This is a genomic window from Nonomuraea sp. NPDC049309 (assembly GCF_043196965.1).
GTDB classification, from domain to species: Bacteria; Actinomycetota; Actinomycetes; order Streptosporangiales; family Streptosporangiaceae; genus Nonomuraea; species Nonomuraea fastidiosa.
Window position 1 is genome coordinate 116,843 of sequence record NZ_JBICSH010000008.1, and the last position, 22,754, is coordinate 139,596.

Consider the following 22,754-nt stretch of genomic DNA (forward strand, 5'->3'; position numbering starts at 1 on the left):
CTGGGCGATCATGAGGAATTGGACTGCAACTCCACGGGCTGCGGCGCGGGCGCGCCGGCCTTCCTGGTGCCGAGCTCCAGGCGTTCGGGCAGTGCGAGCTTGTACAGCGGCATCGCGCCCGCGGTGGTGAGCACGGCCACGAGCACCAGCATCGAGAACAGCTCCGTGGTGATCATCTGCTGGGCGAGCCCGATGTTGATGAAGATGAGGATCATCAGGCCGCGGGCGTTCATCAGCCCGCCCACCGCGTACGACTCCCGCCACGAGAACCCGAGCCCCCGCATCGCCAGCGAGCACCCGAAGTACTTGCCGGCGAACCCGGCCGCCAGGATCAGCAGGAACGCCAGCACCATCGAGCCGCCGGCGATGCCGCCGAGCTGCGTGTTCAGCCCGGAGAACGTGAAGAAGACCGGCAGCAGCAGCGTCGAGACGACGTCCATCATGCGGCCGTGCAGCACCTGGCGGAAGGCGGCGTTCCTGGGCATGGCCAGGCCCGCGAAGAAGCCGCCGAAGACGGAGTAGACGCCGATCCAGTCCGTGATCCAGCCGGCCGCCAGCGGGACGAGGACGACCACGTACATGCCGGTCGGGCCGAGCCGCCCGGTGCGCGCGACGCTCTCGCCCAGCGGGCGCAGCAGCGGGGCCACCACCTTCAGCATCAGGATCGCGAACCCCGCGGTCAGCGCGACCGTGGGCAGCGCGCCCGTCACGCCGTCGCCCAGATGCATGGCCGTCAGCACCGCCAGCAGGCACCAGGCGAGCGCGTCGTCGATGGAGGCGCCGAGCAGGGAGAGCCGGCCGAGCGGCGAGTTCTCCAGGCCGCGCTCGTACAGGATCCGCGCCAGCATGGGGAAGGCGGTCAGCGACAGCGCGCCCCCGACGAACAGGGCGAACTGCAGCGGCGGCACCTCGGGACGGGACAGCAGGTCGTACAGGACGAGACCGGCGCCCGCGCCGAGCAGCAGCGACGGCAGGACGCCCGACGCGGCGAGCACCGACGCCTTGCGGGCCTCGCCGGGCGTGCCGGCGCTGTGGTCGAGGCCGGCCCCGACCAGGAACATGTAGAGGGTCAGGCCGATGGTGCTCAGCACGTACAGGACCGGCCGGACGTCGGGCGGGAAGAGGGCCGCCTGCGCCTCGGGGAACAGCCAGCCGAACAGCGTGGGGCCGAGCAGCACGCCGGCGACCATCTCGCCGAGCACGCGCGGCTGCATCACGAGCTGGGCCAGCCGCCCGCAGATCGCCGCCGTGACGAGGATCACGACGAGCGCGGGCAGCACCTTGAGCACCAGGGAGAGGTTGGGGTCAGCGGGTGCGGCGTGAGCCAGGGTGACGACCATGGTGTGCATACCGGTTCTCCGCATCGAAGGCGTCGGAAGCGTCAGGAGCTTGCGGTGCGTCGGTGGTGCGTTCGGGGTCTTCCGCGGTGGTGCGGGCCTGCCCCTCGGCCGGGTCGCGGCCGGCGGACCCGGCGAAGTGGCGCTCGCACAGCCGCAGCCGGTGGGCGTCCCAGACCATGTACGTGCCGAGCACGAGCTGCACGAGGCTGCGCCAGACGTCCTCCCAGCGATCGCGCGCCCGCATGTAGGCGAGCGCGAGGCCGGGCCGGTGCGGGGCGCCGAGCGGCGTGAGCAGGCAGGGCCCCCGGCTGGGCAGGGACCTGGTGTGGGAGACGGACGAGTCCAGCACGTAGCGGTCCAGGACCTCCCGCGCCACCACGCGCATGACGATCGGCGCCAGCCGCCAGGCCGGGCAGGGGCGGTTGGCCGCGACGCCGAAGGGGATGTGGTTGAGCTCCTTGGCGGGCCGGTCGAACCGGCCGGGGTCGAAGCGGCCGGGATCGGCGAACCCCGCCCGGTGGAACTCCGGATAGTTGAAGCAGAGCACCGAGCCGGCCGGGATCGTGGTGTGCTCGTCCAGCGCGATGTCCCCGCTGGTGATCCGGTGGGCGATGCCGAACAGCGGATACATCCGCAGCGTCTCGTTGATCACCCGGTCGAAGTGGCGGTCATCGGACGTACGGGCGCGCTCCTGCTCCTCCGGATGCTGGGCGAGGACGAGCAGCAGGTGCGCCATGCCCTCGGAGAGCTGCACGACGGCGGTGTTGAAGAACGCGCCCTGCAGGTAGTACGCCTGCTCGAGCGGCGTCAGCCCGTCGGGCAGCGGCACCCTGACCTTGTCCAGGCGGGGCAGCAGGTAGCGGGTCAGGCGGTCGCGGCGGTCCATGTGCCGCAGGCCCGTGCACTTCAGCGAGGTGACGACGTCGTTCGCGTTGGCCGCGATCAGGTCGCGGGCCTCGCGCGGGCAGGGCTCGGCGAAGACCAGCTCGTACGCGAACTCCGCCCACAGCGGCATCATCAGATCCCGCAGCCTGACCATCCCGCGCACGCCCTCCAGGCGGCGGGCCGCGCAGCGGCGGGCCAGCTCCTCCGCCTCGGCCTTGGGCACCGCGAGCAGCGCACGGGTGGTGCGGGCCACGGCGTCGTACCGCTCGCCCGGCTCCAGGTGCTCCTGGTGCATCTCAGGGCCGGGGGACAGCCAGTACCAGAACAGGTCGGACAGGGCCGCGCCCTTGCTGCGGCCGTTCGCGGCCGGATGGGAGTACAGCTCGCGGAAGCGGTCCACGCCGACCAGGTCGCCCGGCACCGGGATGCCCTCGTCGCCGTTGATCTTCGCGAACACCCGCTCCCGCAGCGCCACCACCCGGCGCGGCAGCCAGTACGGCAGGCTCACCAGGACGGCCACCACCGCGAGCGCGACGGCGATCGGCACGGCGACGGCCGGCTTGGGCACCATCAGCGGGGGCGCCAGCAGCGGGGGCCCCATCAGCACGGGCGCTGTCAGCAGGGGCACGCTCAGCATGGCGGCACCACCCTCCGCACCATGTCGGGGGTCAGGTCGCCGGCTCCGGCGCAGCCGCACAGCGTCATGGCCTGCTCGACCTCCGCCCTGAGCAGGCCGAGCACGTCGGCCACGCCCGCCTCGCCGCCCGCGGCCAGGCCCCACAGCACCGGCCTGCCGACCGCGACGGCGGCGGCCCCCAGCGCCAGCGCCTTGACCACGTCGGTGCCGCGCCGCACGCCGCCGTCCATCAGCACGGGCACCGCGGCCCTGTCGGCGCCTCCGCCCGCGCCTCCGGCCGAGCTCCCGGTCGTGCGCGCGACCTCGGCAACGATGTCCGGCAGCAGGTCGATCGCCGCGGGCACGCCGTCGAGCTGGCGGCCGCCGTGGTTGGACACCATGATCGCGGCCGCGCCGTGCTCGACCGCGAGCCGGGCGTCCGCCGGATGCGTGACGCCCTTGACCACGATCGGCAGGTCGGTCATGCCGCGCAGCACGTGCAGGTGCTCCCACGACAGCTCCGGCCACATCGCGATCGGCCGCACCGGGCCGCCCGGACCGTCGCGCAGGTTCTCGCAGTGCAGGTGGGCGGGCAGGTCGAGGAAGCCGTTGCGGATGTCGCGCCGGCGCACGCCCATGACCGGCGAGTCGGCCGTGACCACCAGCGCCCGGCAGCCCGCCGACTCGGCGCGGCGCACGATGCGCTCGGTGAAGGCCAGGTCGGGCTGCACGTAGAGCTGGAACCACAGCGTCGCACCCGGCGCGGCGGCGGCCACGTCCTCGACGGCGACCGTGGCGGCCATGCTGACGATCATGATGGTCTCCGCGGCGGCGGCCGCCCGCGCCGTGGCCCGTTCGCCCTGCGGGTCGGCGAGGCGGTGGAACGCCGTCGGAGCGATGAGCACTGGCATCGACGCGCGGCAGCCCAGCAGGGTGACCGCGGTCTCCGGGCGGCCCGCGCCGCGCAGGACCCTCGGCACCAGCGCGAGCCGGTCGAAGGCGGCCACGTTGGCGCGCAGCGTGATCTCCTCGCCCGCGCCGCCGGCGAAATAGTCGTAGTGCGCGGGGGCGAGCCGCTCACGCGCGGCTGCTTCGACGTCGCACAGTCGCCGGCCGCTCATGGGGCCACGCGCCTCGGCGGCAGGTACGCGCTCCGACGGGCCGTGCGGCGCGTGCGGGCCGTGCGGGCCGGTGGTCTGCGGGGCGGCTTCCTGGGGTGCGGCGGGCTCCGGGCGCGGGACGGAAGCCCGGCCGTCGACGGGGGCGGCCATCGTCGCGCGCATCACGCCGGGACCGCGGCCGTGCACCGGGCGAAGAAGGCCCGCAGCGGCTCGACGTGCACCTCGGGGGAGTCCCACTCGTTCTCCAGGTTCTCCGTCACGTGGTGCACGGCGACGGGCTCGCCAGGGACGTGATGACGGACGACGGGATGCAGGTAATGGCCCTCGTGGGCGCGGGCCGCGTCGTCCTGGCCAGGCCGGCTCACGTCGATGTCGAACGGGTCCACCTTGTCGTGGCCGGGGCCGTACTCCAGGGTGATGGAGAAGTGGCCGTGCCCGCCGATCGGGTCCTCCTGGAGGTCGTACGGCACCTCCTCGAAGTAGCGCGCCGTGCCGCCGTCCACCGTGATCACGTCGGCCAGCAGGCCGAACTGCTGCCACAGCGCCGACGTGCGGTTGATCCTGGCGATCACCGCGTCCGCCATCGCCGCCGGGTCGGCGGGCAGCTCCCTGCTCGGCCACGGCACCCCGTGGTAGCGCTGCTCCAGCACGCGGTGCAGGGCCCGCGCGCCGTAGCGGAAGCCGTGGATGAAGCCGCTCGTGCCGCGCTTGAAGTCGCGTGACTGGGTGAGGGTGCCCGCGAAGTACAGGCCGGGCACGTTCACCGACTCGTACGCGGGCGTCAGCTCGGGGAACCTGCCGCTCGGCGCCGGTTCGGGCCGGCAGTCGTCGGCGAAGATCGAGGAGTCGAAGCGGAACCCCGTGCACACGATGACCTTGTCGTACGGGATGTCCTTGGTGACCTCGTTCACCCGGACGAAGGCGACGGTCACCAGGTACGTGCCGTCCGGCCGCCGCTCGATGTTCCTGACGTGCCCGTCGAGCACGGCGTTCTGGGACTTCAGCTGGTAGGTGTCCAGCAGGCCGTTGTTGATCGCGCGGAGGTGGCCCACGTAGTGAGTGCGCCAGGCCAGTCGCAGCGAGCGGGGGCCGGCGACGTGGATGACCGCGGCCGTCTCCATCAGGTTGTCGGCGGTCTCGAACGCGGAGTTGCCCTTGCCGATGATGAGCACCCGCCGGCCGGTGTAGTCGGCGGGGTCGATGGAGGCGGTGCCGTACAGGTCGGCGGTCTCGACACCCGGGATGTCCGGGATGTTGGGCTTGCTCACCCCGGTGGCCACGATGACGCGCCGGGCCTCGAACGTCCGGCCGTCCTCGGCCGTCACCACGAACGGTCCCGGGCGCTCCACCCTGGCCACGCGGGTGCCGTACGCGATGCGCAGACCGCACGCCCGCGCGAAATCCCCGAGATAGCGGACCATGTCATCGGCATGCGGGAAATAGCGGTCGCTGTAGCGGGTGAACAGCAGCTCCGGATCGTCCGACAGCAGGGAGTTCCAATCCATCCGCAGGTTGAGCTCGGGATCGTCCCAGCCGGTGTGCTTCTTGTTGATCGAGATGAGCGTGCGGTGGCGCGGGAACGTGCGGAAGAACTGTCCGGGCTCCGTCCCCGCCTCCAGGATCAGGTAGTCGCGGCCGGCTTGCTGCAGGAAGTGACCGATCTGCAGGCCCGCCGGGCCGGCGCCGATCACCAGGTATTCCAGGGATTTGTCCGCCATTGCCGCCTCCGTCAGACAAAGTGCTTGACAGGACGATCGACATTTTTGGCAAGGAATTCTCAGAGAATGCTCAGAGAATCGTCCGGCCCTCCCGTGCCCTCCGCCTCGGCGAGCGCGGCTCGCCGCGTACGGGCCTGCGTCCGGAATTCGGCGTGGACGTGTGCGGGTGCGCGTCCCGGATCCGGGCGAGGGGGTGCGGCGGTGGGCCGAGGTCGCCGCGCCATGACCCTGGCGTGTCAGGGGGCGTGCTCAGGGGGCCGGCCGCGCGGCCTTCGCGGACTCCTCCCGCCCGCGGCTGCCCGTGAAGGCCGGGACGGCCGCCGTGGCCCCGTCCGGGCGGGGCCGCTCCGGGGGTTAGGCGAGGGTCCACTCCGCTCGCTGCGAGCCGAGGCCGCCCTTGATCGCGTACTGCAGCTTGGCGGGCCGCGCCGTCTGCGGCACCTCGAACACCACGACGCCCTTGCGCGAGTCGCCGCCGCTGATCGAGACCGAGCCGCCGAAGGCCTGGCCCTCGCGGATCCGGTCGAGGCCGGGCGTGTACTGGTGGTTCTCGTGGTCGATGAGCCAGGCGCTCACCAGCGGGGTGTCGTCGTAGTCGGTCTGGCCGGTGTTGGCGAGGGTGAGCTCGACCGCGACGAGCTTCTTGCCGGCCTCGGGTTTCAGGAAGTCGCCGGCGGGCGTGGCGGGGTCGATGACGCGGTTGACGGTGACGGTGACCTTGAGGCCGGGATCGGTGGCCTGGAGCGCGATCGTGCCGCCCAGGCCCGCCGTGCCCTGCCCCTGGTTCTGACCCTGGCCCTGCGACGCCGGCTGGGAGGCGGGCGGCCGCCCTGCCGGGTCCGTGGGCTGCGCCTGTGCGGGGTCGTACAGCCCCTGGGCGGGATCGGTGCTCTGGGCGGGGCCCGGCGTGCCCGCCAGCGGCTCTCTGGACGGCATGACCATGGTGGCCGACCCGCGCGCGTCCGGGCCGCCGTCCTCCGTCAGCACGATCGCCAGGGACGCGCCGCCGCCGGCGAGCAGCAGCGGAAGCCCCACCACGAGCAGCACGATCAGCGGAAGGTTCTCGTTACGCGCAGGCGTGGACGGCCCGTGGTGCGGCTGCCAGGACGGCGGGGCGCCGTAACTCGGGGCCTGCCGGTACGGCGGCGGGCCGTAGCGCGGCGGCTGATGGTACGGCGGGGGCGGGTATCCCACGGGTGACTCCTGGTAGGCGACGCACGAGATGGGACGATCCACCCGGCCATCCGGTTGTCCTTGATCGGTTTCCGGGGGCGCTGTCCATCCTAGGCCGCCCGAGGGCGGCTGCCGAGCGTCCAATATCGTGCGGGGGATGAGCAGACGTGGAGTACTTGTCACAGGGGCGTCCCGGGGCATCGGACGTGCGATCGCGGCGGCCTTCGCCGAACGCGGCGACCGGGTCGCGATCCACCACCGCGGCTCCGCCGAGGCGGCGCGGAGCCTCCTCGACGCGCTGCCGGGCGACGGGCACGCGGTGGTCCAGGCGGACCTGGCCGACCCCGAGGCGGTCAGGACCATGGTGGACACGGCGGCGGAGGAGCTGGGCGGCCGGATCGACGTCCTGGTCAACAACGCGGGCGTGTACCTGCACCATCCCATCGCCGAGACGTCGTACGAGGAGTGGCAGGACGCCTGGCGGCGCACCCTCGGCGTCAACCTGGTCGGCCCGGCCAACGTCGCCTGGTGCGCGCTGCGGCACATGGGCGAAGGCGGCAGGATCGTCAACGTCTCCTCGCGCGGCGCCTTCCGCGGCGAGCCCGAAGGCCCGGCGTACGGGGCGAGCAAGGCCGGCCTGAACGCCCTCGGCCAGTCGCTGGCCATCGCCCTGGCGCCGCGCGGCATCGCGGTGGCCACGGTCGCGCCCGGGTTCGTCGAGACCGACATGATCAACGAGCACCTCAAGCCCCCGCGCGGCGACGAGATCAAGGCGCAGAGCCCGTTCAACCGGGTGGCGCGCCCCGAGGAGATCGCCGCGGCCGTGGTGTACCTGGCCTCGCCCGAGGCCGAGTGGGCCAGCGGGGCCGTCCTCGACCTCAACGGAGCCTCGTACCTGCGCTGATGCCCGTCTGACGCAGATCTTGTGATCTGTCGGCTTTTCGGGGTTATCAGCGCGCACCGACGACGACGAAGGGCCGGCCGCCCTGGAGGCCCAGGCGCAGGCGCTGGAGGAGACGCCGGCCAGGAGCGTCCGCGAGGCCGTCGACGCCGGCCACACCCTGACATCCTGAGCTCCGGCGACATCCTGAGCTCCGGCCGCGGCGGTCAGGCGCGGGCCCGCCGCTCCAGCAGGAGCGCGCCCCGCCCGGCGAGCAGCGTGCGGCACCAGCCGCGCAGGTCCGCCGCCTTCGGCCCGTCCACCTCACCCGTGTCGAGCAGGTCGGCCCAGTCGAGCAGCGACTCGGCCAGCATCAGCGGCACCCCTCGCCGCTCGTGCACCTCGGCCGCCGCCTCGAAGTGCCCGGCGGCCCGCTCCTTGTCGCCCATCGCCACGCACAGGTGCGCGAGGTAGTGGTGCCCGCAGTGGTGGGCGACCGTGCCGTGCCCGAACGTCTCGCCGCCGCCGGCGAGCCGGTCGTACAGCCGCCCGGCCAGCTCGGCGCGGCCAAGCCGGGCGGCGGCCACGGCGAGGTTGTCCAGCGCGGGCCGGTGGGCCATGTTGCGCGGCGGAGTCTCGCCGCCGGCGGCGAGTATGCGGTCGAGCAGCGGCCCCGCCTCCTCGTCGTCCAGCTCGCACAGGTAGCGCAGCACCGCGTGCACCGGGTCGACCCGGGGCCCCTGCCCGGCCCTGCGCAGCCGGTCGCGCAGCTCCCACAGCCGCCCCTGGAGCCGCCGGATCTCCGCGATCTGCTCGGAGAAGATGGCCACCGCCTCAAGGCGGCGGCCGATCTGCGAGCCGAGCCGCAGCGCCGCCTCCGCTTCGGCCTCGGCCTGCGCCAGGTCGCCCTGCATGAGGGTCAGCCCGGCCCTGGAGTAGCCGATCAGCCAGGTGAGGTGCGGCTGGCCCAGGCGGTGCGCCAGCTCGTCGGCCCGGTCGAGCAGCGCCGCCGCCCGTTCCACGTCGCCGCTGTCGAGCACGGGAGGGGTGCGCTGCACGTACGCGTGGAACATCGCGAGGTCGTCGCCGGTGCGGCGGGCCGCCTCCAGCATCTCGTCGCCGTCGCGGTGGCGCTGGTGCAGCGGGTCGGCGGGGATGATGGTGAGGCTGCGCATGCCGAGCACGCTGGCCAGCGTGCGCGGGTCGCCCGACTTGCGGGCCAGGGCGACCGCCTCGTCGCTGAGGGCGAAGCGGCGCTCGCCGTCGGGCGCCCAGATCAGCTCGGAGGCGAGCTGCGCGGCCAGCAGCGCCCTGGTGCTGACGTCGGTGGAGTCGACGACCTTGCGCGCCTCGGTGAGCAGCGCGATGCGCTCCATGTCGGGGGCGGCCGAGATGCTGGTGCCCCGGTCGCCGCCGAGCGCCGCGGTGACGATGAGGTCGTTGCGCTCGCACTCCCTGGCCAGGTCGGCGGCGTCGAGCAGGGTGCGGCGGGCGTCGGGGTGCCCGGCCAGCCACATGGCCCTGCCGCACTCGACCAGCAGCTCGGCGCGGCGCTCCCGGGTGGCGCCGGCGGAGTCGGCGAGCAGGCCGAGCGCACGCTGGTACCAGGTGACCGCCTCGCGGTGCGCCAGCCCGGCCAGCGCGTGCTGAGCGGCGTGCACGGCCGCGTCGGCCGCCGCGCTCACCCGCGCCGGGTCGTGGCCCAGCTCGGCGGCGGCCAGCAGGTGGGCGGCCACCACGTACGGCCTGGTCCGCATCGCGTCGGGGTCGGTGGCGAGCAGCGCGTCGGCCACCCGCCCGTGCAGCAGCGCGGCGCGCGGGGCCGACAGCGTGTTGCAGAGGGCGGTCCTGGTCAGCTCGTGGGAGAACTGGCAGGACCCGTTGTCCAGCATGGTCACCAGGCCCGTGCCCATGGCCTCCTCGACGGCGGCGACGAAGCGCGGCTCGTCCAGGCCGAGAGCGCCGCGCAGCTCGGCCGAGTCCATCCGCTCGCCCACCGCGAGCAGGCTCACCAGGTCGCGGGCGTCGGGGTGGAGCTGCGCCAGGCGGGCCGTCACCATCCGGGTGACCGAGTCGGGCACGGCCAGCGCGTCGAGGTCCTGGCCCGCGGCCAGCTCCCTGATCACCTCGCTGAGCAGGAACGCGTTCCCGCCGGTGATGTGGTGCAGCCGCGCGGCGTCGGCGCGCGCCCGCGCCTGGATGAGCGCGTCGCTCACCTCGTCGAGCCCGAACGCCGGCACCGGGATCACCCGGGCGTCGGCGGTGAGCTTGTGCAGCTCGGCCAGTGTCTGCGAGGGCGCGGAGTCGACCGGCACCGGGCGCGACATGGCGAGCACGAGCAGCGGCAGCGCGTCGGAGTCCCACATCAGGGCGCTGAGCATCTGCAGCGACTCCAGCGTGGCCCACTGCAGGTCGTCGATGATCAGCAGGACCGGGCGCACGGTGGCCAGGCGCTCGACCAGCGTGCGGGCCGCGGCCATGAGCTGATAGCGCTCGGAGACCGGCTCGGTGGCCGGCGGCACCTGCAGCGACAGCGGCGGCGCGGCCAGCGACGGCGCGAGGCGTACGAGCTGGCCGCACTGCTGGTCGATGCCGGCCCGCAGCAGCAGCGCGGGCGAGGTGCGGGCCAGCCGCTCCACGGCGCCCGCGATCGGCTCGTACGCCCTTCGCGCAGGATCGGTGCACCGCCCGGCCAGCACCGTGAACTGCCGCTTGAGCGCCCGCCTGGCCACCTCGGAGGCCAGCCGGGTCTTGCCCACGCCCGCCTCGCCCTCCAGGATCACCAGCTTGCCGCCGAACTCGGCCGCCGCCAGCTCGCCGTCCAGCGCCTGCAGCTCCTGCTCGCGGCCCACGAACGGCAGCGCGTCGCCGTACTCCAGCCACGGCGCGAGCCCGCCGCCGAGATGGTGGTCGGCGCTCTGCCAGTGCAGCTCGTAGGTGTGCAGCGGCTCGCGCAGCCCCTTGCCGGGCAGCCGCCCGAGGTCCTTGAACTCGTGCCTGCTGCGCCCCTGCGCCAGCCGGCGCACCAGGTCCGTGCAGAGCACCTGGCCGCCCTCCGCCACCGCGACCAGGCGGGCCGCCTCCACCGTGGGCAGCCCGCTCACGTCGTCGTGCCCCCAGCACACGTCGCCCGCGGCCAGCGCCGCCCTGATGGAGATCTTCTCCATGGCCCGCTCGTTCTCGTCGGCCACCGCCTGCTGCACCGCGATGATCGCGTCGAGCCCGGCCGTGGCCGAGTCGAACACCGCCATGAGCCCGTCGCCCAGGCTCTTGGTGAACGACGAGCCGCTCGCCGTCACGACCGAGCGCAGCAGCTCGTACAGGCGGCGGAAGACGACGTTGGCGCGCTCCTCGCCGAGCCTGATGCGCAGCGCGGTGGAGCTCACCACGTCGGTGAACAGGATGGTCGCCGTGGTGAGCGTGCCCGGCTCATGTGGGGCTGTCACTGTGCGGCCCTTTCCGCCCGCGGGCGGGCGCTCGTAGCCTCGTGCGTACGTTCCTGCGGATCGCGCGCGCCTTCACCGCGGCGCGCGACTGCCTGATCCGCCAGGCGCGGGCCAGCTCATCCGGGATCCTGAACGCCGCCTGCCCGTCGGAGTAGCGGTCGATCATGGCGACCACGATGTGCCGCCCTGCCTTGCGTACCAGCCAGCGAATCACACCGTCCAGCGGCCCGGCCAGCCACGAGGCGCGGTGCGCGGCGCGCGCGACGGCGAACAGCGCGGTGAACCACCAGGCGGGCGCGGGCACGGCGAGCAGCTCGGGCACCCGGTGCGCGCCGTACGGGGCGTCCCTGAAGATCCAGTGGACCAGGCTGCGCGGCATCTTGCGCCAGCCCAGCGGCATGAACGCCTCCATCTCGCGCAGCATCACCGACATCAGCAGCCGGCCCTCCTCGCTGGACTCCAGCAGGCGGCCGAGGCGCGCGCTGACCGGCTCGACGTCGTCGAGCGTGAGCGGCCCTTCGCGGCAGACCTCGATGCCCATGAGGTGGCCGAAGACGCTCCAGGTGTAGAGGTTGGCGGCGCGCTCCTCGCGGGTCAGCACCACGCCCATGGTCTCCATGGCCTCCCAGGTCACCACGGAGAAGTCGAAGAGCGTGGCGAGCAGCAGCTCCTGGTTGACCGGCGGGCCGAACCGCTCGGTGTCCCACGTGTCGCCGTACCGCTCGTCGACCAGGGCGCGTACGAACGAGTGGAGGATGCGCAGCCCGATCGCCGTCGTGTGCCCGGGACCGCCGGGCTGGAGGCTGTCCGACGCCTTCAGCCCCATCACGTCCACCAGCATCTGCCCGGTCTCGGCGACCCTGCGGGTCAGGGCGTGCGAGGCGAGGTTCGACACGCCGGCCAGCACCTTGGCGCTGGAGACCTCCGCGTACGCCATGGGCAGGCAGGCGAAGAACAGCGCCGCCGACTGATACAGCCCGTAGTCGGCGAAGACGGCCTGCCCCCGCGCCAGCAGCTCCCGGTCGTTCCCCCACTCCGGCAGCTCCTTGGAGAAGTCGAGCGCGTCGAAGATCTTCGTGGCCGGTGGCTCCGCATCGGGGTCGCGCGCCGCCCGCTTGGCCGCACCCAGCTCCGCGACCACCTCCTTGACCAGCTCCAGCGCGTCCCGGCCCGGAGGCTGCGCCCGCATGTACTCGGCGACCACCTTGTCGATGCCGGGATCGGCCGACTGCCGCAGCCGCCGGAACCGCTCCTGCGGCCAGCGCTCGTCGAGATCGTTCATGTGCCCCGTACTCCAGATTCGGTCAGAGGCCGCCCCTTCTCCGCAGGGCGGCGACGTCCAGCAGCCTGATCGTCCGGCCCTCGACGGCGATGAGGTTGCGCGCCACGAGCGACTGCAGCGCCCGGTTGACGGCCGGGCGGGAGGCGCCGATCAGCGCGGCGAGGTCGGACTGGGTCAACCCGGGCAGGTCCACCACCTGGCCCGACCGGCCGTGCTTCTCGGCCAGCTGCAACAGCAGCTTGGCCAGCCGCCCGCCGAGGTCGAGGAAGGCGAGGTCGGCGGCCTGGTCGGTGAGCCTGCGCACCATACGGCCGAGCATCCGCAGGAACTCGTCGGCCAGCCCCGGATGCTCGCGCATGAGCTCCAGCAGCCGCGCCCTGGGCAGCGCGAACACCCAGGACGGCCGCGCGGTCACGATGGAGGCCGAGCGCGGCGAGTCGTCCAGCAGCGCCATCTCGCCGAACGTGTCGCCGCGGCCCAGCATGTTGAGGACGATCTCGTCGCCGTGCTCGGTGGTGAACACCACCTTCACCAGACCGTCCAGCAGCACGTAGAGCGACTCTCCCGGGTCGCCCTGATGGAAGATGATCTGCCCCGACCGGTAGCGGCGGTTCAGGCCCGCCCGCGCGGTGTCGCGGATGCCGCTCTCGCCGAGCACTTGGAACAACGGGATCTCCGCCAGCACGGCGGCGACCGGATCGGCGTCGTGGGAAAGGCCGCTGCGCCCGCTCATGCAAGAACTCTAGGCCGCGTACGCCCACCGGACAGCATCCCGAAAGCGATCTTTGAAATGTGACCAGCGACACACCCGGGCTGTCACGTCCGGAACAGCCATCCCTGATCATCCGGCGCACGGTGGGTGAGCCGGCCGGAGCCGACCCCCCTACTGTCCGGGCCGGCAGGGAGAACGACATGCACGTGGACACCATGGAACGACCCGGCACCCGCACCGTCGCCGAGCCCTGCCACGACGGCTGGTCCGACACGGGCGCGCTGGTGGCGGCCGCCCAGGAGGGCGACGCCGAGGCGTGGGAGCGGCTGGTCGCGGAGTTCAGCCCCATGCTCAAGGCCCGCATCCGCAAGTTCAGGCTCAGCCACGAGGACGCCCAGGACGTGCTCCAGACGACCTGGATGCTCGCCTGGCAGAACCTCAGGAGCGTCGAGGACGGCCAGCGCATGGCGGGATGGCTCGCCACGATCGCCTTCCGCGAATGTCTCAAGCTCACCCGTCGTACCAAGGAGATCTGCACCCCTGACCTGGACTCGCTGGGCAGCACCGACGACGTCGACAGGGAACTCGCCAGGATCTGGCTGGCCGGCACCCTCGAAGAGCTGGTCGAGGAGCTGCCCGTGGCCCAGCGGACGCTGTTCAGAGCGCTCACGGAAACCTCCGAGCCCCACTACGTGGACGTGGCGCGCAGGCTGGGCAGACCGGTCGGGAGCATCGGGCCCACCCGAGCCCGCTGCTTCGCGAAGCTGCGCGGCCTGCTGCAGGCACGCGAGATCACGCGCGACTTCCTCGACTGAGCTATTCGCCCGGTTCGCCCTGTGAGCCGAGCGGGATCGCCTCCAGGAACGGCTCGAAGTCGAAGTGCGCCATCTCGTACACGTCGGGGTCGGTCTCCGACGGGTACCGGTAGAGCCTGCGCGGACGCAGCCCCGGACGGTCGGCGAACATCCGGCTGATCGCCTGGGGCACCAGCCCCTTGCGCATCTCCTCGGCCAGCCCGTCCGCCACCTCCGGGTCGAACGGCACCCTGAACAGGGCGTCCACCTTGTGGTAGACGCGGAAGTAGCTGACGATGAAGCGCATCCTGTCGCGGTAGGACACCCAGTCGCGCACCCCCGCCAGCGACGCCTCGCGGTCCTCGGTGATGAACTCCTCGGCCAGCTTGCGCACCTTCTCGTTCTGGATGGGCGCCCACGCCTCGTCCAGGTCCACGCCGGGCGGCGGGGCCAGCGGCTTGCCGACCTTGATGTCGCTCAGCGGGGTGGCCACGGCGAACAGGTGGCGGGTGTAGAGCGAGGACCACAGGCTCTCCAGGACGCGGGTCGGCCAGGGCTGGTCGTCGTGCGCGGCGGCGTACAGGGGCAGGCGCTGGAACGGCCGGCGCGTGATCAGCGAGCGCAGCGAGCGCCACGAGACCCGGGTGAGCCAGCGCACCGGGCGGTACAGCACCAGCTCGAGCGCCGCCTGGGCGCGCGCCTGCTCGTACGCCGACAGCGCGATGTTCGCCCCCAGCAGCAGCTCGGCCCGCTCGTCCGGGTCCTCGGCCCGCGCCGCCTGCACCATGAGCTGCGCCGCGTCCTTCAGGTAGCGCGGGTCGGCGGGCGAGAGCAGGTCGGTGAGGAACGTGGGCGGCTGGGGCGTCAGATCCGACTCCGGGCTGACCTGCAGGAAGCGGTCGGGCGTGTCGTTCCACAGGTTGACCGCCAGGCTCGCCGTCTCCAGGAAGATCGCCCGGTTGGCCAGCGACAGCCCGAGCTGGTAGCTCGGGCCGAGCAACGTCAGCAGCGCGGCACGGAACAGCCGGCGGAAACGCTGCGGCACGCGCAGGCGACGGCCGAAGTCCTCGATGAACGGCGATTCGGGGCCGAGGTCGAGGCTCCTGCCGATGGCCTTGGAGGTCCAGGCGGCGTAGCAGTACCAGTTGTTGGCCTGGCGGCCGAGGCGCGCCGCGAGGTCGCAGGCCACGCGATGGTAGCTGTAGGCGATGACCATCGCTTCGAGCGCCGCGCTCCGGTCCTTGTACGCCGCGATGCGCAGCACGTCGTCGGCGGTCATCGGAGTGTCGGACATCAAGTCTCCCGTTATGCCGATCCCGTCGCCCCCGGGGCGTGCTCATCGGGTACAGAGCGTTCCCCGGCGGCGTCAGATACAGGACGTCAGTGACAGCCGGCGGCCCTCGCTTCGCCCCCGAAGCCGCCAGAGCGGAGCGTAAAAGCGCCCGGTTGCGGAGGACTTGCAATCTGACCGCCGTGCTTGTCAGGAGGCACGTCGTTCGTTGCGCGCGGCCCGCTCCGTCCGGGATGCCCGTATCGTCCTGCCCGCGCCGCTGGGGCCTCGGCCTGCCGTCCGGGGGCTTGGAGTGTCCTGCCCGCGCGCTGGGGCCTCGGCCTGCCGCCCGGGAGGCCCGGAGCGTCCTGCCCGCGCCGCCGTGCCTCGGCCTGCCGTCCTGGCCGCCCCGGGCGCGCCGCCCGGGGCGGGGCCGCTCACTCCTTGACGGTGATCTTGCTGAGCACCACGAAGCCGCCGAGCGCCCCCGCCGTGCCGGCGGCCGTGGAGGTGGTGAGGTTGACCACGAGGTCATAGATTCCGGGGGCGAGCTGCCCCCGCATCGGGATCGAGGCCGTATATCGCCCCGAACCCGGAGTGAACGTCATCTCGACAGGAGGCGAGGGGTGCCGCGACTCGCCACCGCCCATCCGATCGGCGATGATCTCCAACCGCCAGCGGCCCGTCAGCCAGTCGACGAGCTCACCGGTCACCTCCCAGCTCACATCCACGGTCCAGCCCTCGTCACGATGGACGACGTTCGTGGGTTGCGCCCCGGGATCGACCACCTGGCCGTGCAGAGTGCCGGCAAGCTGCTCTGGCGGCACTTTCATCACCTGGAATTCTCCGGTCGCCATGACGCGCTCCTCTCCGCGGGGCGGGTCCCCGTGTGAGGAGCAGAGCGACGACCATGGCGGCGAAATACCCGCATTTCACCGGGAGGTATGACAGCCGAGCCTGACCGGCAGGCCGGTGGCTAGCCGTCTCTGAGCCTGACCAGGTCGGGGCTCAGACCGTCCACGCCGCCCGCGCCGAGCAGTTGCAGCGTCCGTACGAGCTCGGCCCGCAGCAGCTCCAGCACCCGGTCCACGCCCGCCTCGCCGCCGGCCATCAGCCCGTACAGGTAGGCCCTGCCGACGAAGCAGGCGCGGGCGCCCAGCGCGACGGCCGCCGCCACGTCGGCCCCGCTGCGCACGCCGCCGTCGAGGAAGACCTCGGTGCGCCCGCCGACCGCCTCCACCACAGCAGGCAGCAGCTCGAGAGGAGTGGCCGCGCGGTCGAGCTGCCGCCCGCCGTGGTTGGACACCACGACGCCGTCCACGCCCAGCGCGGCCAGCTCCTTGGCGTCGTCGGCCCGCTGCACGCCCTTCACCAGCAGCCGCCCCGGCCACGCCGACCTGATCCACTCCAGGTCGGCGAACGTCACCGACGGGTCGAACATGAGGTTCGTCAGCCCCGCCAGGTCCTCAGGCGCGCCGTCCACCGTGGCGAACCTCAGCGGCTCACCGGTCAGGAAGTCGAACCACCACGCCGGATGCCGCACCGCCTCCAGCGCGCCGCGCCAGCGCAGCGTGGGCGGGACCGTCAGCCCGTGGCGCACGTCGCGCAGCCGCGCCCCCGCCACCGGCACGTCCACGGTCACCACCAGCACGTCCATGCCGGACTCCGACGCCATGGACAGCGTCTCCAGGTTGCGCGCGCGGTCGCGGACCACGTACAGCTGGAACCAGTTCCAGCCCGCAGGGGCGGCCGCGGCCACACCGGCCGGGGTGGTGGTGCCCATCGTGGACAGCGTGTACGGCACGCCCGCGCGCTGCGCCGCCCGCGCCACCGCCCGCTCGCCCGCGCGGTGCATCATGCGGGTGAACCCGGTCGGCCCGAGCACGACCGGCATCGAGATCCGCCGGCCCAGGATCTCCACCGCCGTCGGCGCCCGCGACACGTCGCGCAGCACCCGCGGCGCGAACTCCACCCGCCGGAACGCCGCCACCGACCTGGCCAGCGACACCTCCGACTCGGCCGCGCCGTCGACGTAGTCGAACACCATGCGCGGGGCCCGCCTGGCCGCCAGGCGCCGCAGGTCCCAGACGTCGGCCGCGGCCGCCACCCGGGCCGCACGCGACCACCGGGGGCGTTTCGGCATGACGGCTCGCAGCTCCCGCCACCGGGGCAGGCGCCGAGCGTCACCGCCTGTCGTACCGATGCAGGCACGCTACCACTACGGTGTCAGCATGATCGACCGCGCTGCAGGAGATCCGGCGACGGCCTTCGAACGGTGGGCGGCGCTCGCGGGGGACTCGCGCGCCTCGCGGGCCGTGCACGCCGAGCTGCTGGCCCGCTGGTCCGAGCCGCACCGCCGCTACCACGACCGCGCCCACCTGGCGGCCGTCCTGTCCGCCATCGACCTGCTGCGGGCGGAGGCCGGCGACGAGACCGCGGTACGCCTGGCCGCCTGGTTCCACGACGCCGTCTACGACGGCAGGCCGGGATGGGACGAGGAGCGCAGCGCCCAGCTCGCGCAGGCGCGGCTGCCCCGCTGCGGCGTGCCCGGGAGCCGGGTGGCGGAGACGGCCAGGCTGGTCCGGCTCACGGCGGCGCACGATGCGCTCGCACCCGGCGACCGCAACGGCGCCGTGCTCTGCGACGCCGACCTGGCGGTGCTCGCCGGACCCGGCTACGACGATTACGCCCGCGCCGTCCGCCAGGAGTACGCCCACATACCCGACGACCTGTTCGCCGCCGGCCGCGCCGAGGTGCTGCGCCGGCTGCTCGGCACGCCCGTGCTCTTCCGCACGGCGCGGGGGAGGAGGCTGTGGGAGGAACGCGCGAGGGCCAACATGACCGCCGAGCTAGCGGCGCTTGCGCCGGCGCAGCCCGGCCGCGACGAGACGCCGTAACAGCTCGCGCGAGCTGACCGCCTCCGCCCCGAGCGCCACCGCCCGCGCGTGCACGGTCTCCGGCACGTCGTAGTGGTCGCGGTCGAACGCCCGCGCCGGCACCCCCAGCCGCTGCGCGAACTCGTGCAGCTCCTCCAGCGAGCGGTCGCTGACGAGGTGCGACCACATCAGGCCGCGCGGCCCCGGCCAGTTGGGCGGATCGATCAGTACGGTCACCCTCCCAAGGGTAGGACCCGCCCGCGCACCCCTCAGCCCGCCCAACCCGCCCACCACGGCGCCCCCGCCCGGCGCGCTGCGCCGGTCTCCCCTCTCGCGGCGATCACCGCGCCGAAGCCGCCCTTCCCGCCCGCCTCGATCGCGGAACGGCGCCGAGCGGCCGGCGGCGCTGATCACGGCCAGGCTGACGACGTGCTCGTCCGCATGGCGGACGGCACCGCCCTACCAGGCGACGGGCAGCTCCTTGACGCCGTAGACGATGGCGAGCTCCCGGAACGGCACCTCGCCCGCCACGCGCAGGGTGGGGAAGCGGCGCAGCAGCGCGGGGAAGGCGATGCGCATCTCCATCTGGGCCAGCGGCGCGCCGATGCAGCGGTGGATGCCGTGACCGAAGGCCAGGTGGGAGCCCGCGGTCTCGCGGCCCGGGCGCACCTCGTCCATGTTCTCGCCGAGCGCGGGGTCGCGGTTGGCGCCGCTGAGCGAGCACAGCACCATCTCGCCCTTCTTGATCGTCACCCCGTGCAGCTCCAGGTCGTCGCGGGCGAAGCGGGGGAAGGCGACCTGCACGACCGTCATGTAGCGCAGGAGCTCCTCGACCACGTCCACGATGTAGCCGTCCACCTCGCGCACCTTGGCGGCCTGCTCCGGGTTCCGCAGCAGCCACAGGGTGCCGAGCGCGAGCATGCTGGTGCTGGTGTCGTGGCCGCCGGTGAGCAGGCCGTCGGCCATGCTGGCGAGCGTGCGGTCGTCCAGCTCGTCGCCGTGGTCGCGCAGCAGCTGCCCGAGCAGGCCCTCGCCGGGGTTCTGGCGTTCGCGGGCGACCAGGTCCACGAGGTACGTCATCGCGTCGTTGATCGCCTGCAGCGACGCCTCGGGGCCGCCGGTGAAGTCGAACCGGTCCTTGCTGATCTTGACGAAGTCGGCGCGCTCCTCGTAGGGGACGCCGAGCAGCTCGCACACCACCAGCGACGGGATGGGCAGGCAGAACTCCTCCATGAGGTCCACCGGCATGCCCTCGGCGCCCTTGGCCTCCACGCGGTCGAGGTACTCCTGCACCATGGCCTCGATGCGCGGCTCGAGGCGGCGCAGGCGTCGCATGGTGAACTCGGGCGTCAGGAACCTGCGCAGCCGCGTGTGCTCGGGCGGGTCGCGGAAGCCGAGGCCGCCCGGGTCCTCCTGGTTGGAGCCGAGCCCGATCACGCCGGCGAAGTCGTTGCTGAAGCGCTCGTGGTCGCCGAGCACCGCGCGGACGTCCTCCCAGCGGGTGACGAGGTAGACGGTCTGCCCTCCGGGGATCTCCATGGGGTAGACCGGGTGCTCGTTCCTGATGCGAGCGAGCTCGCCCACGGGGTCGAACCCGTCACGCATGAACTGGACGAGCGGGAACTCTTCTGTCTCTGACATCGATATCCGTCCTGCTGGGATGCATCACACCAAGCGGGATAAGTCCCTCCGTCGATGCTCCCATCCGTCTAGGTGGATGTTCGCCCTCCGAAAGGAGGAATTTATCCCTCCGTCTGGCCGATGACCTCGGCGGGGTCACCTGGCTGAGCTGCCACTTCCCGGCTCTCATTGTGCGTTGCCCGCCCCCGCCCCTGCCACCCTTGGAACTCCCGGCCGCCTCTGAACGTGCCCCACCCCTGAGCGCTCGCCCGCCCTTGCGTGTGTCTCCTCATCCCCGGGGAAGCGGGCCAGCGGGGTGGTCGGTCGCGGTCGTGCACGTTGCGTCAAGGTCACAGAACTGCCGTGAAACCTGGGCAAACTGGGGCAGCAGACGGCGTTTGGCGTACAAGATGACGACATTCTGCAATGATCTCGTCGCATAGAGCCGGAGTTTGAGCCCTCACGGATAGTGACAGATGCCGACATTTGATGAAATAACAGCCTTCATCAGCGAGAACCCGCTCGCCACCGCCGTCTACGCGCTGCTGGGCCTGGCCGGACTGGGCCTTGCGTTCCTCGCGCTCAGGCTGATCTGGCGCGTCGTCTCCTGGCTGTGGGCCAGGTACGTCGCCCCGCGCCCCGTCGAGGACGTGCTGACCATCGTGGCGGCCTCCATCGCCACCGGCGTCTCCGCCCAGGGCATGTGGCGCTTCTCCGGTGACGTGCTGGGGCTCGACGGTCCCCTGAGGTTACTGCTGTTCGCGTTCATCGAGGTCGCGATCATCACCAGCGCCGTACGCGCCCGCCGCAACATGCGCGAGAACTACTCCGCCGGCATCGACGGCATCGCCGTGTGGGCCCTGACCTGCCTGACCGCCGTGCTGTCCAGCATGGACGCGCGCAGCCTGCCCGAGGCCGTCTTCCGCCTGGCCGCCCCGCTGGTGGCCGCCTGGCTGTGGGAGCGCGGCATGGCCATCGAGCGCCACCGCATCCGCGGCACCGGCCGCATCAACTGGCGCATCACCCCCGAGCGGATGCTGGTCAGGCTGGGCCTGGCCGAGGTCAGCGACCGCACCGCCAGCGAGGTCGACGCCCACCGCAGGCTGACCAGGGTCGCGCTAGCCGCCAAGAAGGCCAAGGCGCTGCGCGAGGGCGGCGCGTCAGAACGCAAGATCCGCGCCGCGCTCGCCAAGCTCGACAAGGCGATGGACCAGGCCGTCGAGCACACCGGCCTGGCCGTGGACCCGCAGCGGCAGGAGGCCCTGCTGGCCCAGATCGCCGCGCTCTACAACACCTCCGCACTCATCGACGCCGACCCCCGCGTGCCCTGGGAGCGCGACGCCGAGCAGCAGCCGGTGCCCGCCCGCCCCGAGCTCCCGCCCGCCATCGCCGAGCTGGTGCGCGAGGAGGACGAGGAGGTCACCGTGCTCGACACCACCCCGCAGGTGCTCAGCGCCGCCGAGCGCGCCGCCAGGATGCGGGCCGCCCGCGAGTACTGGGACCGGCAGATCGCCAAGGGCATCGTCCCCCGCACGATCGACATCGCCCAGGAGATCGGCATCCCGCTGGCCACCGCGCGCGAGTTCCGCGCCCTCTGGAAGCTGGAGCCGCGGGCGCACGCCCTCATCGAGGCGCTCTACCAGCAGCACGGCATCGTCGACACCGGCGCCTTCCCCGCGATCAACGACGACGGGCGGGTCCTGACCACCAAGTCCTAGCGGCCGTTCGCGGCTAGCATCGTGCCCGCAGGTGACCGGGCACGAGAGGGGGCTCGCTTGCGGGAGCGCACGCTCGACCGCGTCAGGAAGCTGCTGGCCAAGGCGGAACGCACCGACAACGAGCACGAGCGGGCCACGTTCATGGCCGCCGCGTCGGCGTTGATGGCCAAGTACGGCATCGACTCGCTGCCGCCCGCCGGCACCCGCCAGACCCCCGGCGACCGCATCGTCACCCTGCCGCCCCCGTGGGCGAGAGAGAAGGCCCGGCTGGTGAGCCTGGTGGCCCAGGCCGTGCGGTGCCGGCCGCTGCTCATCGGGCGCGGCGACGGCGGCCAGCGGGTCCACGTGTTCGGCTTCGCCGCCGACCTGGAGCGGGCCGACCTGCTGGCCACCTCGCTGCTGCTGCAGATGGCCTCCGGGCTGGCGAAGGCCGTGCCGCCTCCCGGCGCCGCCGTGCGCGCCTACCGGCGCTCGTGGCTGCTCGGCTTCACCGACGAGGTCTACCGGCTGTTGTGCGCGGCCGAGGCGAAGGCCGAGTCCGAGGCCGCGCCGGCCGGCACCGGCGCCGCGCTCGTGCTGGCCGACCGCAGGGCCGAGGTCGATCGGGCGGTCGCCGCCCGCTACCCGCGCATCCGCATGAGCGTGCCGAGGACCAGCGGCACCGGCTACCGCGACGGCGCCGCCGCGGGCCGCGAGGCCGACCTCGGACGTACGGGAATGACCGGCGCCACAGCCCTGGAGCTCCAGCGGTGAGCCCTGCCCGGCCGGTCGTTTGATCGCCCGGCGGGCGGGGCATAAGCGCGCACACGGAACGCAGTCCGCCGAAGCGAGACAGGTCACCGTGAACGCATCCGTCCGCGTCGCCGCCGGCCACCTCCGCTCGCTCGCCCGTGACCTCCTGACCGCCGCGCCCGTCCCGCCCGCGTGCGACGGCACGTTCGCCACGGTGATCACCGCGGCGGGCATCTCCGCCTCCGTGCCGCCGGACGATCACATCGCCCGGGCCGAGTCCTTCTGTACGGCCTGTACGGCCTGTACGGCCTTACGCGTGAGCGGCCCCGAGGCCGTCGTTCCTGGGGAGCCCGCGGCCCGCACGCGCGCCGAGCGGCCGACGGAGGGCGCGCCGGTGCGGGCGGAGCCGGACGCACCGAGCGGTTCGGCGTTCCGGCCTGCGCCACCTTCGGGACGGCGTTCGCGGTGCGGCCGTTCGGCGGCGTTCCTCATCGGCACGGCGGTCATCTCGTTCGCCGCCTGCTGCGCCTCACGCGAGAGCAAGGACGGACATCCACGCAAGGAGTGAGCC

At 72.9% G+C, this 22,754-nt stretch carries 19 protein-coding genes; 6 read left to right on the forward strand and 13 right to left on the reverse strand.

Annotation, left to right across the window (positions count from 1 at the left end; genetic code table 11):
- Window positions 1-8: 8 nt before the first annotated feature.
- The 5 genes from ACGFIM_RS36435 to ACGFIM_RS36455 all read right to left on the reverse strand — a co-directional run bounded on the left by ACGFIM_RS36435 (window position 9) and on the right by ACGFIM_RS36455 (window position 6,874).
- Entirely contained in the window at window positions 9-1,349 is a 1,341-nt protein-coding gene (locus ACGFIM_RS36435; protein ID WP_393210407.1) for a cation:proton antiporter, read from the reverse strand.
- Window positions 1,306-2,862: a cytochrome P450 gene (locus ACGFIM_RS36440; RefSeq protein ID WP_393210409.1), complete on the reverse strand. Its 1,557-nt coding sequence runs from the start codon at window positions 2,860-2,862 to the stop codon at window positions 1,306-1,308. The genes ACGFIM_RS36435 and ACGFIM_RS36440 overlap by 44 nt, the downstream gene beginning before the upstream one ends.
- Window positions 2,856-3,962 carry an alpha-hydroxy acid oxidase gene (locus ACGFIM_RS36445; RefSeq protein WP_393210412.1) on the reverse strand — a complete coding sequence of 369 codons (1,107 nt, stop codon included), beginning with the start codon at window positions 3,960-3,962 and terminating at the stop codon, window positions 2,856-2,858. The genes ACGFIM_RS36440 and ACGFIM_RS36445 overlap by 7 nt, the downstream gene beginning before the upstream one ends.
- Before the next feature lie 161 nt (window positions 3,963-4,123).
- On the reverse strand, window positions 4,124-5,680 hold the full coding sequence (locus tag ACGFIM_RS36450; RefSeq protein WP_393210414.1) for an NAD(P)-binding domain-containing protein: 1,557 nt from the start codon (window positions 5,678-5,680) through the stop codon (window positions 4,124-4,126).
- Window positions 5,681-6,034: 354 nt separating this feature from the next.
- Window positions 6,035-6,874: a DUF4352 domain-containing protein gene (locus ACGFIM_RS36455; protein ID WP_393210417.1), complete on the reverse strand. Its 840-nt coding sequence runs from the start codon at window positions 6,872-6,874 to the stop codon at window positions 6,035-6,037.
- Between the two features lie 136 nt (window positions 6,875-7,010).
- On the opposite strand from ACGFIM_RS36455, the gene ACGFIM_RS36460 reads away from it, so the two are divergent.
- Complete coding sequence (locus ACGFIM_RS36460) at window positions 7,011-7,757, forward strand: SDR family NAD(P)-dependent oxidoreductase (RefSeq protein WP_393210420.1); 747 nt, start codon at window positions 7,011-7,013, stop codon at window positions 7,755-7,757.
- Window positions 7,758-7,960: 203 nt separating this feature from the next.
- Here the strand turns inward: ACGFIM_RS36460 and ACGFIM_RS36465 are convergent, their stop codons facing one another.
- Genes ACGFIM_RS36465 through ACGFIM_RS36475 form a run of 3 tightly spaced genes read right to left on the reverse strand, consistent with a single transcriptional unit; the run spans window position 7,961 to window position 13,194 of the window.
- Window positions 7,961-11,179, reverse strand: coding sequence for an ATP-binding protein (locus tag ACGFIM_RS36465; RefSeq protein WP_393210423.1), 3,219 nt, complete (start codon window positions 11,177-11,179; stop codon window positions 7,961-7,963).
- Window positions 11,163-12,461 (reverse strand): oxygenase MpaB family protein, encoded by a 1,299-nt coding sequence (locus tag ACGFIM_RS36470; protein ID WP_393210426.1) that lies wholly within the window; start codon window positions 12,459-12,461, stop codon window positions 11,163-11,165. The genes ACGFIM_RS36465 and ACGFIM_RS36470 overlap by 17 nt, the downstream gene beginning before the upstream one ends.
- 22 nt (window positions 12,462-12,483) lie before the next feature.
- Window positions 12,484-13,194, reverse strand: coding sequence for a Crp/Fnr family transcriptional regulator (locus tag ACGFIM_RS36475; RefSeq protein WP_393210429.1), 711 nt, complete (start codon window positions 13,192-13,194; stop codon window positions 12,484-12,486).
- A 179-nt stretch (window positions 13,195-13,373) separates the two neighbouring features.
- On the opposite strand from ACGFIM_RS36475, the gene ACGFIM_RS36480 reads away from it, so the two are divergent.
- Window positions 13,374-13,988 (forward strand): RNA polymerase sigma factor, encoded by a 615-nt coding sequence (locus tag ACGFIM_RS36480; protein WP_393210431.1) that lies wholly within the window; start codon window positions 13,374-13,376, stop codon window positions 13,986-13,988.
- A gap of 1 nt (window position 13,989) precedes the next feature.
- Here ACGFIM_RS36480 and ACGFIM_RS36485 read toward each other — a convergent pair whose 3' ends face one another.
- From ACGFIM_RS36485 to ACGFIM_RS36495, 3 genes are all read right to left on the reverse strand, one after another.
- Complete coding sequence (locus ACGFIM_RS36485) at window positions 13,990-15,261, reverse strand: hypothetical protein (protein WP_393210434.1); 1,272 nt, start codon at window positions 15,259-15,261, stop codon at window positions 13,990-13,992.
- Between the two features lie 413 nt (window positions 15,262-15,674).
- Complete coding sequence (locus ACGFIM_RS36490) at window positions 15,675-16,094, reverse strand: hypothetical protein (RefSeq protein ID WP_393210437.1); 420 nt, start codon at window positions 16,092-16,094, stop codon at window positions 15,675-15,677.
- A gap of 119 nt (window positions 16,095-16,213) precedes the next feature.
- Complete coding sequence (locus ACGFIM_RS36495) at window positions 16,214-17,380, reverse strand: alpha-hydroxy acid oxidase (protein WP_393210440.1); 1,167 nt, start codon at window positions 17,378-17,380, stop codon at window positions 16,214-16,216.
- 88 nt (window positions 17,381-17,468) lie between these two features.
- Between ACGFIM_RS36495 and ACGFIM_RS36500 the strand changes: the two genes are divergently transcribed.
- Window positions 17,469-18,134: a metal-dependent phosphohydrolase gene (locus tag ACGFIM_RS36500; protein WP_393210443.1), complete on the forward strand. Its 666-nt coding sequence runs from the start codon at window positions 17,469-17,471 to the stop codon at window positions 18,132-18,134.
- On the opposite strand, the gene ACGFIM_RS36505 is transcribed toward ACGFIM_RS36500, so the two are convergent.
- Both ACGFIM_RS36505 and ACGFIM_RS36510 read right to left on the reverse strand, forming a co-directional pair.
- A complete protein-coding gene (locus ACGFIM_RS36505; RefSeq protein WP_393210446.1) occupies window positions 18,087-18,350 on the reverse strand; it encodes a DUF4031 domain-containing protein in 264 nt (87 codons plus the stop codon). The two genes, ACGFIM_RS36500 and ACGFIM_RS36505, sit on opposite strands and share 48 nt — an antisense overlap.
- A 222-nt stretch (window positions 18,351-18,572) precedes the next feature.
- Complete coding sequence (locus tag ACGFIM_RS36510; protein WP_393210449.1) at window positions 18,573-19,754, reverse strand: cytochrome P450; 1,182 nt, start codon at window positions 19,752-19,754, stop codon at window positions 18,573-18,575.
- Window positions 19,755-20,209: 455 nt separating this feature from the next.
- Between ACGFIM_RS36510 and ACGFIM_RS36515 the strand changes: the two genes are divergently transcribed.
- The 3 genes from ACGFIM_RS36515 (at window position 20,210) to ACGFIM_RS36525 (ending at window position 22,751) form a co-directional block, all read left to right on the forward strand.
- Window positions 20,210-21,451: a hypothetical protein gene (locus ACGFIM_RS36515; RefSeq protein ID WP_393210451.1), complete on the forward strand. Its 1,242-nt coding sequence runs from the start codon at window positions 20,210-20,212 to the stop codon at window positions 21,449-21,451.
- Between the two features lie 57 nt (window positions 21,452-21,508).
- Window positions 21,509-22,204 carry a DUF2786 domain-containing protein gene (locus ACGFIM_RS36520; RefSeq protein ID WP_393210453.1) on the forward strand — a complete coding sequence of 232 codons (696 nt, stop codon included), beginning with the start codon at window positions 21,509-21,511 and terminating at the stop codon, window positions 22,202-22,204.
- 88 nt (window positions 22,205-22,292) lie between these two features.
- Window positions 22,293-22,751, forward strand: a complete 459-nt coding sequence (locus ACGFIM_RS36525) for a hypothetical protein (RefSeq protein ID WP_393210456.1) — start codon at window positions 22,293-22,295, stop codon at window positions 22,749-22,751.
- The last annotated feature ends 3 nt before the right edge of the window (window positions 22,752-22,754 follow it).

Excerpts from the sequence above, each read along its gene's own strand:
- ACGFIM_RS36480 (WP_393210431.1), top strand. The coding sequence starts at position 13,374 with ATGCACGTGGACACCATGGAACGACCCGGCACCCGCACCGTCGCCGAG.
- ACGFIM_RS36435 (WP_393210407.1), bottom strand. The coding sequence starts at position 1,349 with ATGCACACCATGGTCGTCACCCTGGCTCACGCCGCACCCGCTGACCCC.
- ACGFIM_RS36470 (WP_393210426.1), bottom strand. The coding sequence starts at position 12,461 with ATGAACGATCTCGACGAGCGCTGGCCGCAGGAGCGGTTCCGGCGGCTG.
- ACGFIM_RS36510 (WP_393210449.1), bottom strand. The coding sequence starts at position 19,754 with ATGTCAGAGACAGAAGAGTTCCCGCTCGTCCAGTTCATGCGTGACGGG.
- ACGFIM_RS36515 (WP_393210451.1), top strand. The coding sequence starts at position 20,210 with ATGCCGACATTTGATGAAATAACAGCCTTCATCAGCGAGAACCCGCTC.
- ACGFIM_RS36490 (WP_393210437.1), bottom strand. The coding sequence starts at position 16,094 with ATGGCGACCGGAGAATTCCAGGTGATGAAAGTGCCGCCAGAGCAGCTT.
- ACGFIM_RS36485 (WP_393210434.1), bottom strand. The coding sequence starts at position 15,261 with ATGTCCGACACTCCGATGACCGCCGACGACGTGCTGCGCATCGCGGCG.
- ACGFIM_RS36445 (WP_393210412.1), bottom strand. The coding sequence starts at position 3,962 with ATGAGCGGCCGGCGACTGTGCGACGTCGAAGCAGCCGCGCGTGAGCGG.
- ACGFIM_RS36450 (WP_393210414.1), bottom strand. The coding sequence starts at position 5,680 with ATGGCGGACAAATCCCTGGAATACCTGGTGATCGGCGCCGGCCCGGCG.
- ACGFIM_RS36475 (WP_393210429.1), bottom strand. The coding sequence starts at position 13,194 with ATGAGCGGGCGCAGCGGCCTTTCCCACGACGCCGATCCGGTCGCCGCC.
- ACGFIM_RS36495 (WP_393210440.1), bottom strand. The coding sequence starts at position 17,380 with ATGCCGAAACGCCCCCGGTGGTCGCGTGCGGCCCGGGTGGCGGCCGCG.
- ACGFIM_RS36460 (WP_393210420.1), top strand. The coding sequence starts at position 7,011 with ATGAGCAGACGTGGAGTACTTGTCACAGGGGCGTCCCGGGGCATCGGA.
- ACGFIM_RS36440 (WP_393210409.1), bottom strand. The coding sequence starts at position 2,862 with ATGCTGAGCGTGCCCCTGCTGACAGCGCCCGTGCTGATGGGGCCCCCG.
- ACGFIM_RS36500 (WP_393210443.1), top strand. The coding sequence starts at position 17,469 with ATGATCGACCGCGCTGCAGGAGATCCGGCGACGGCCTTCGAACGGTGG.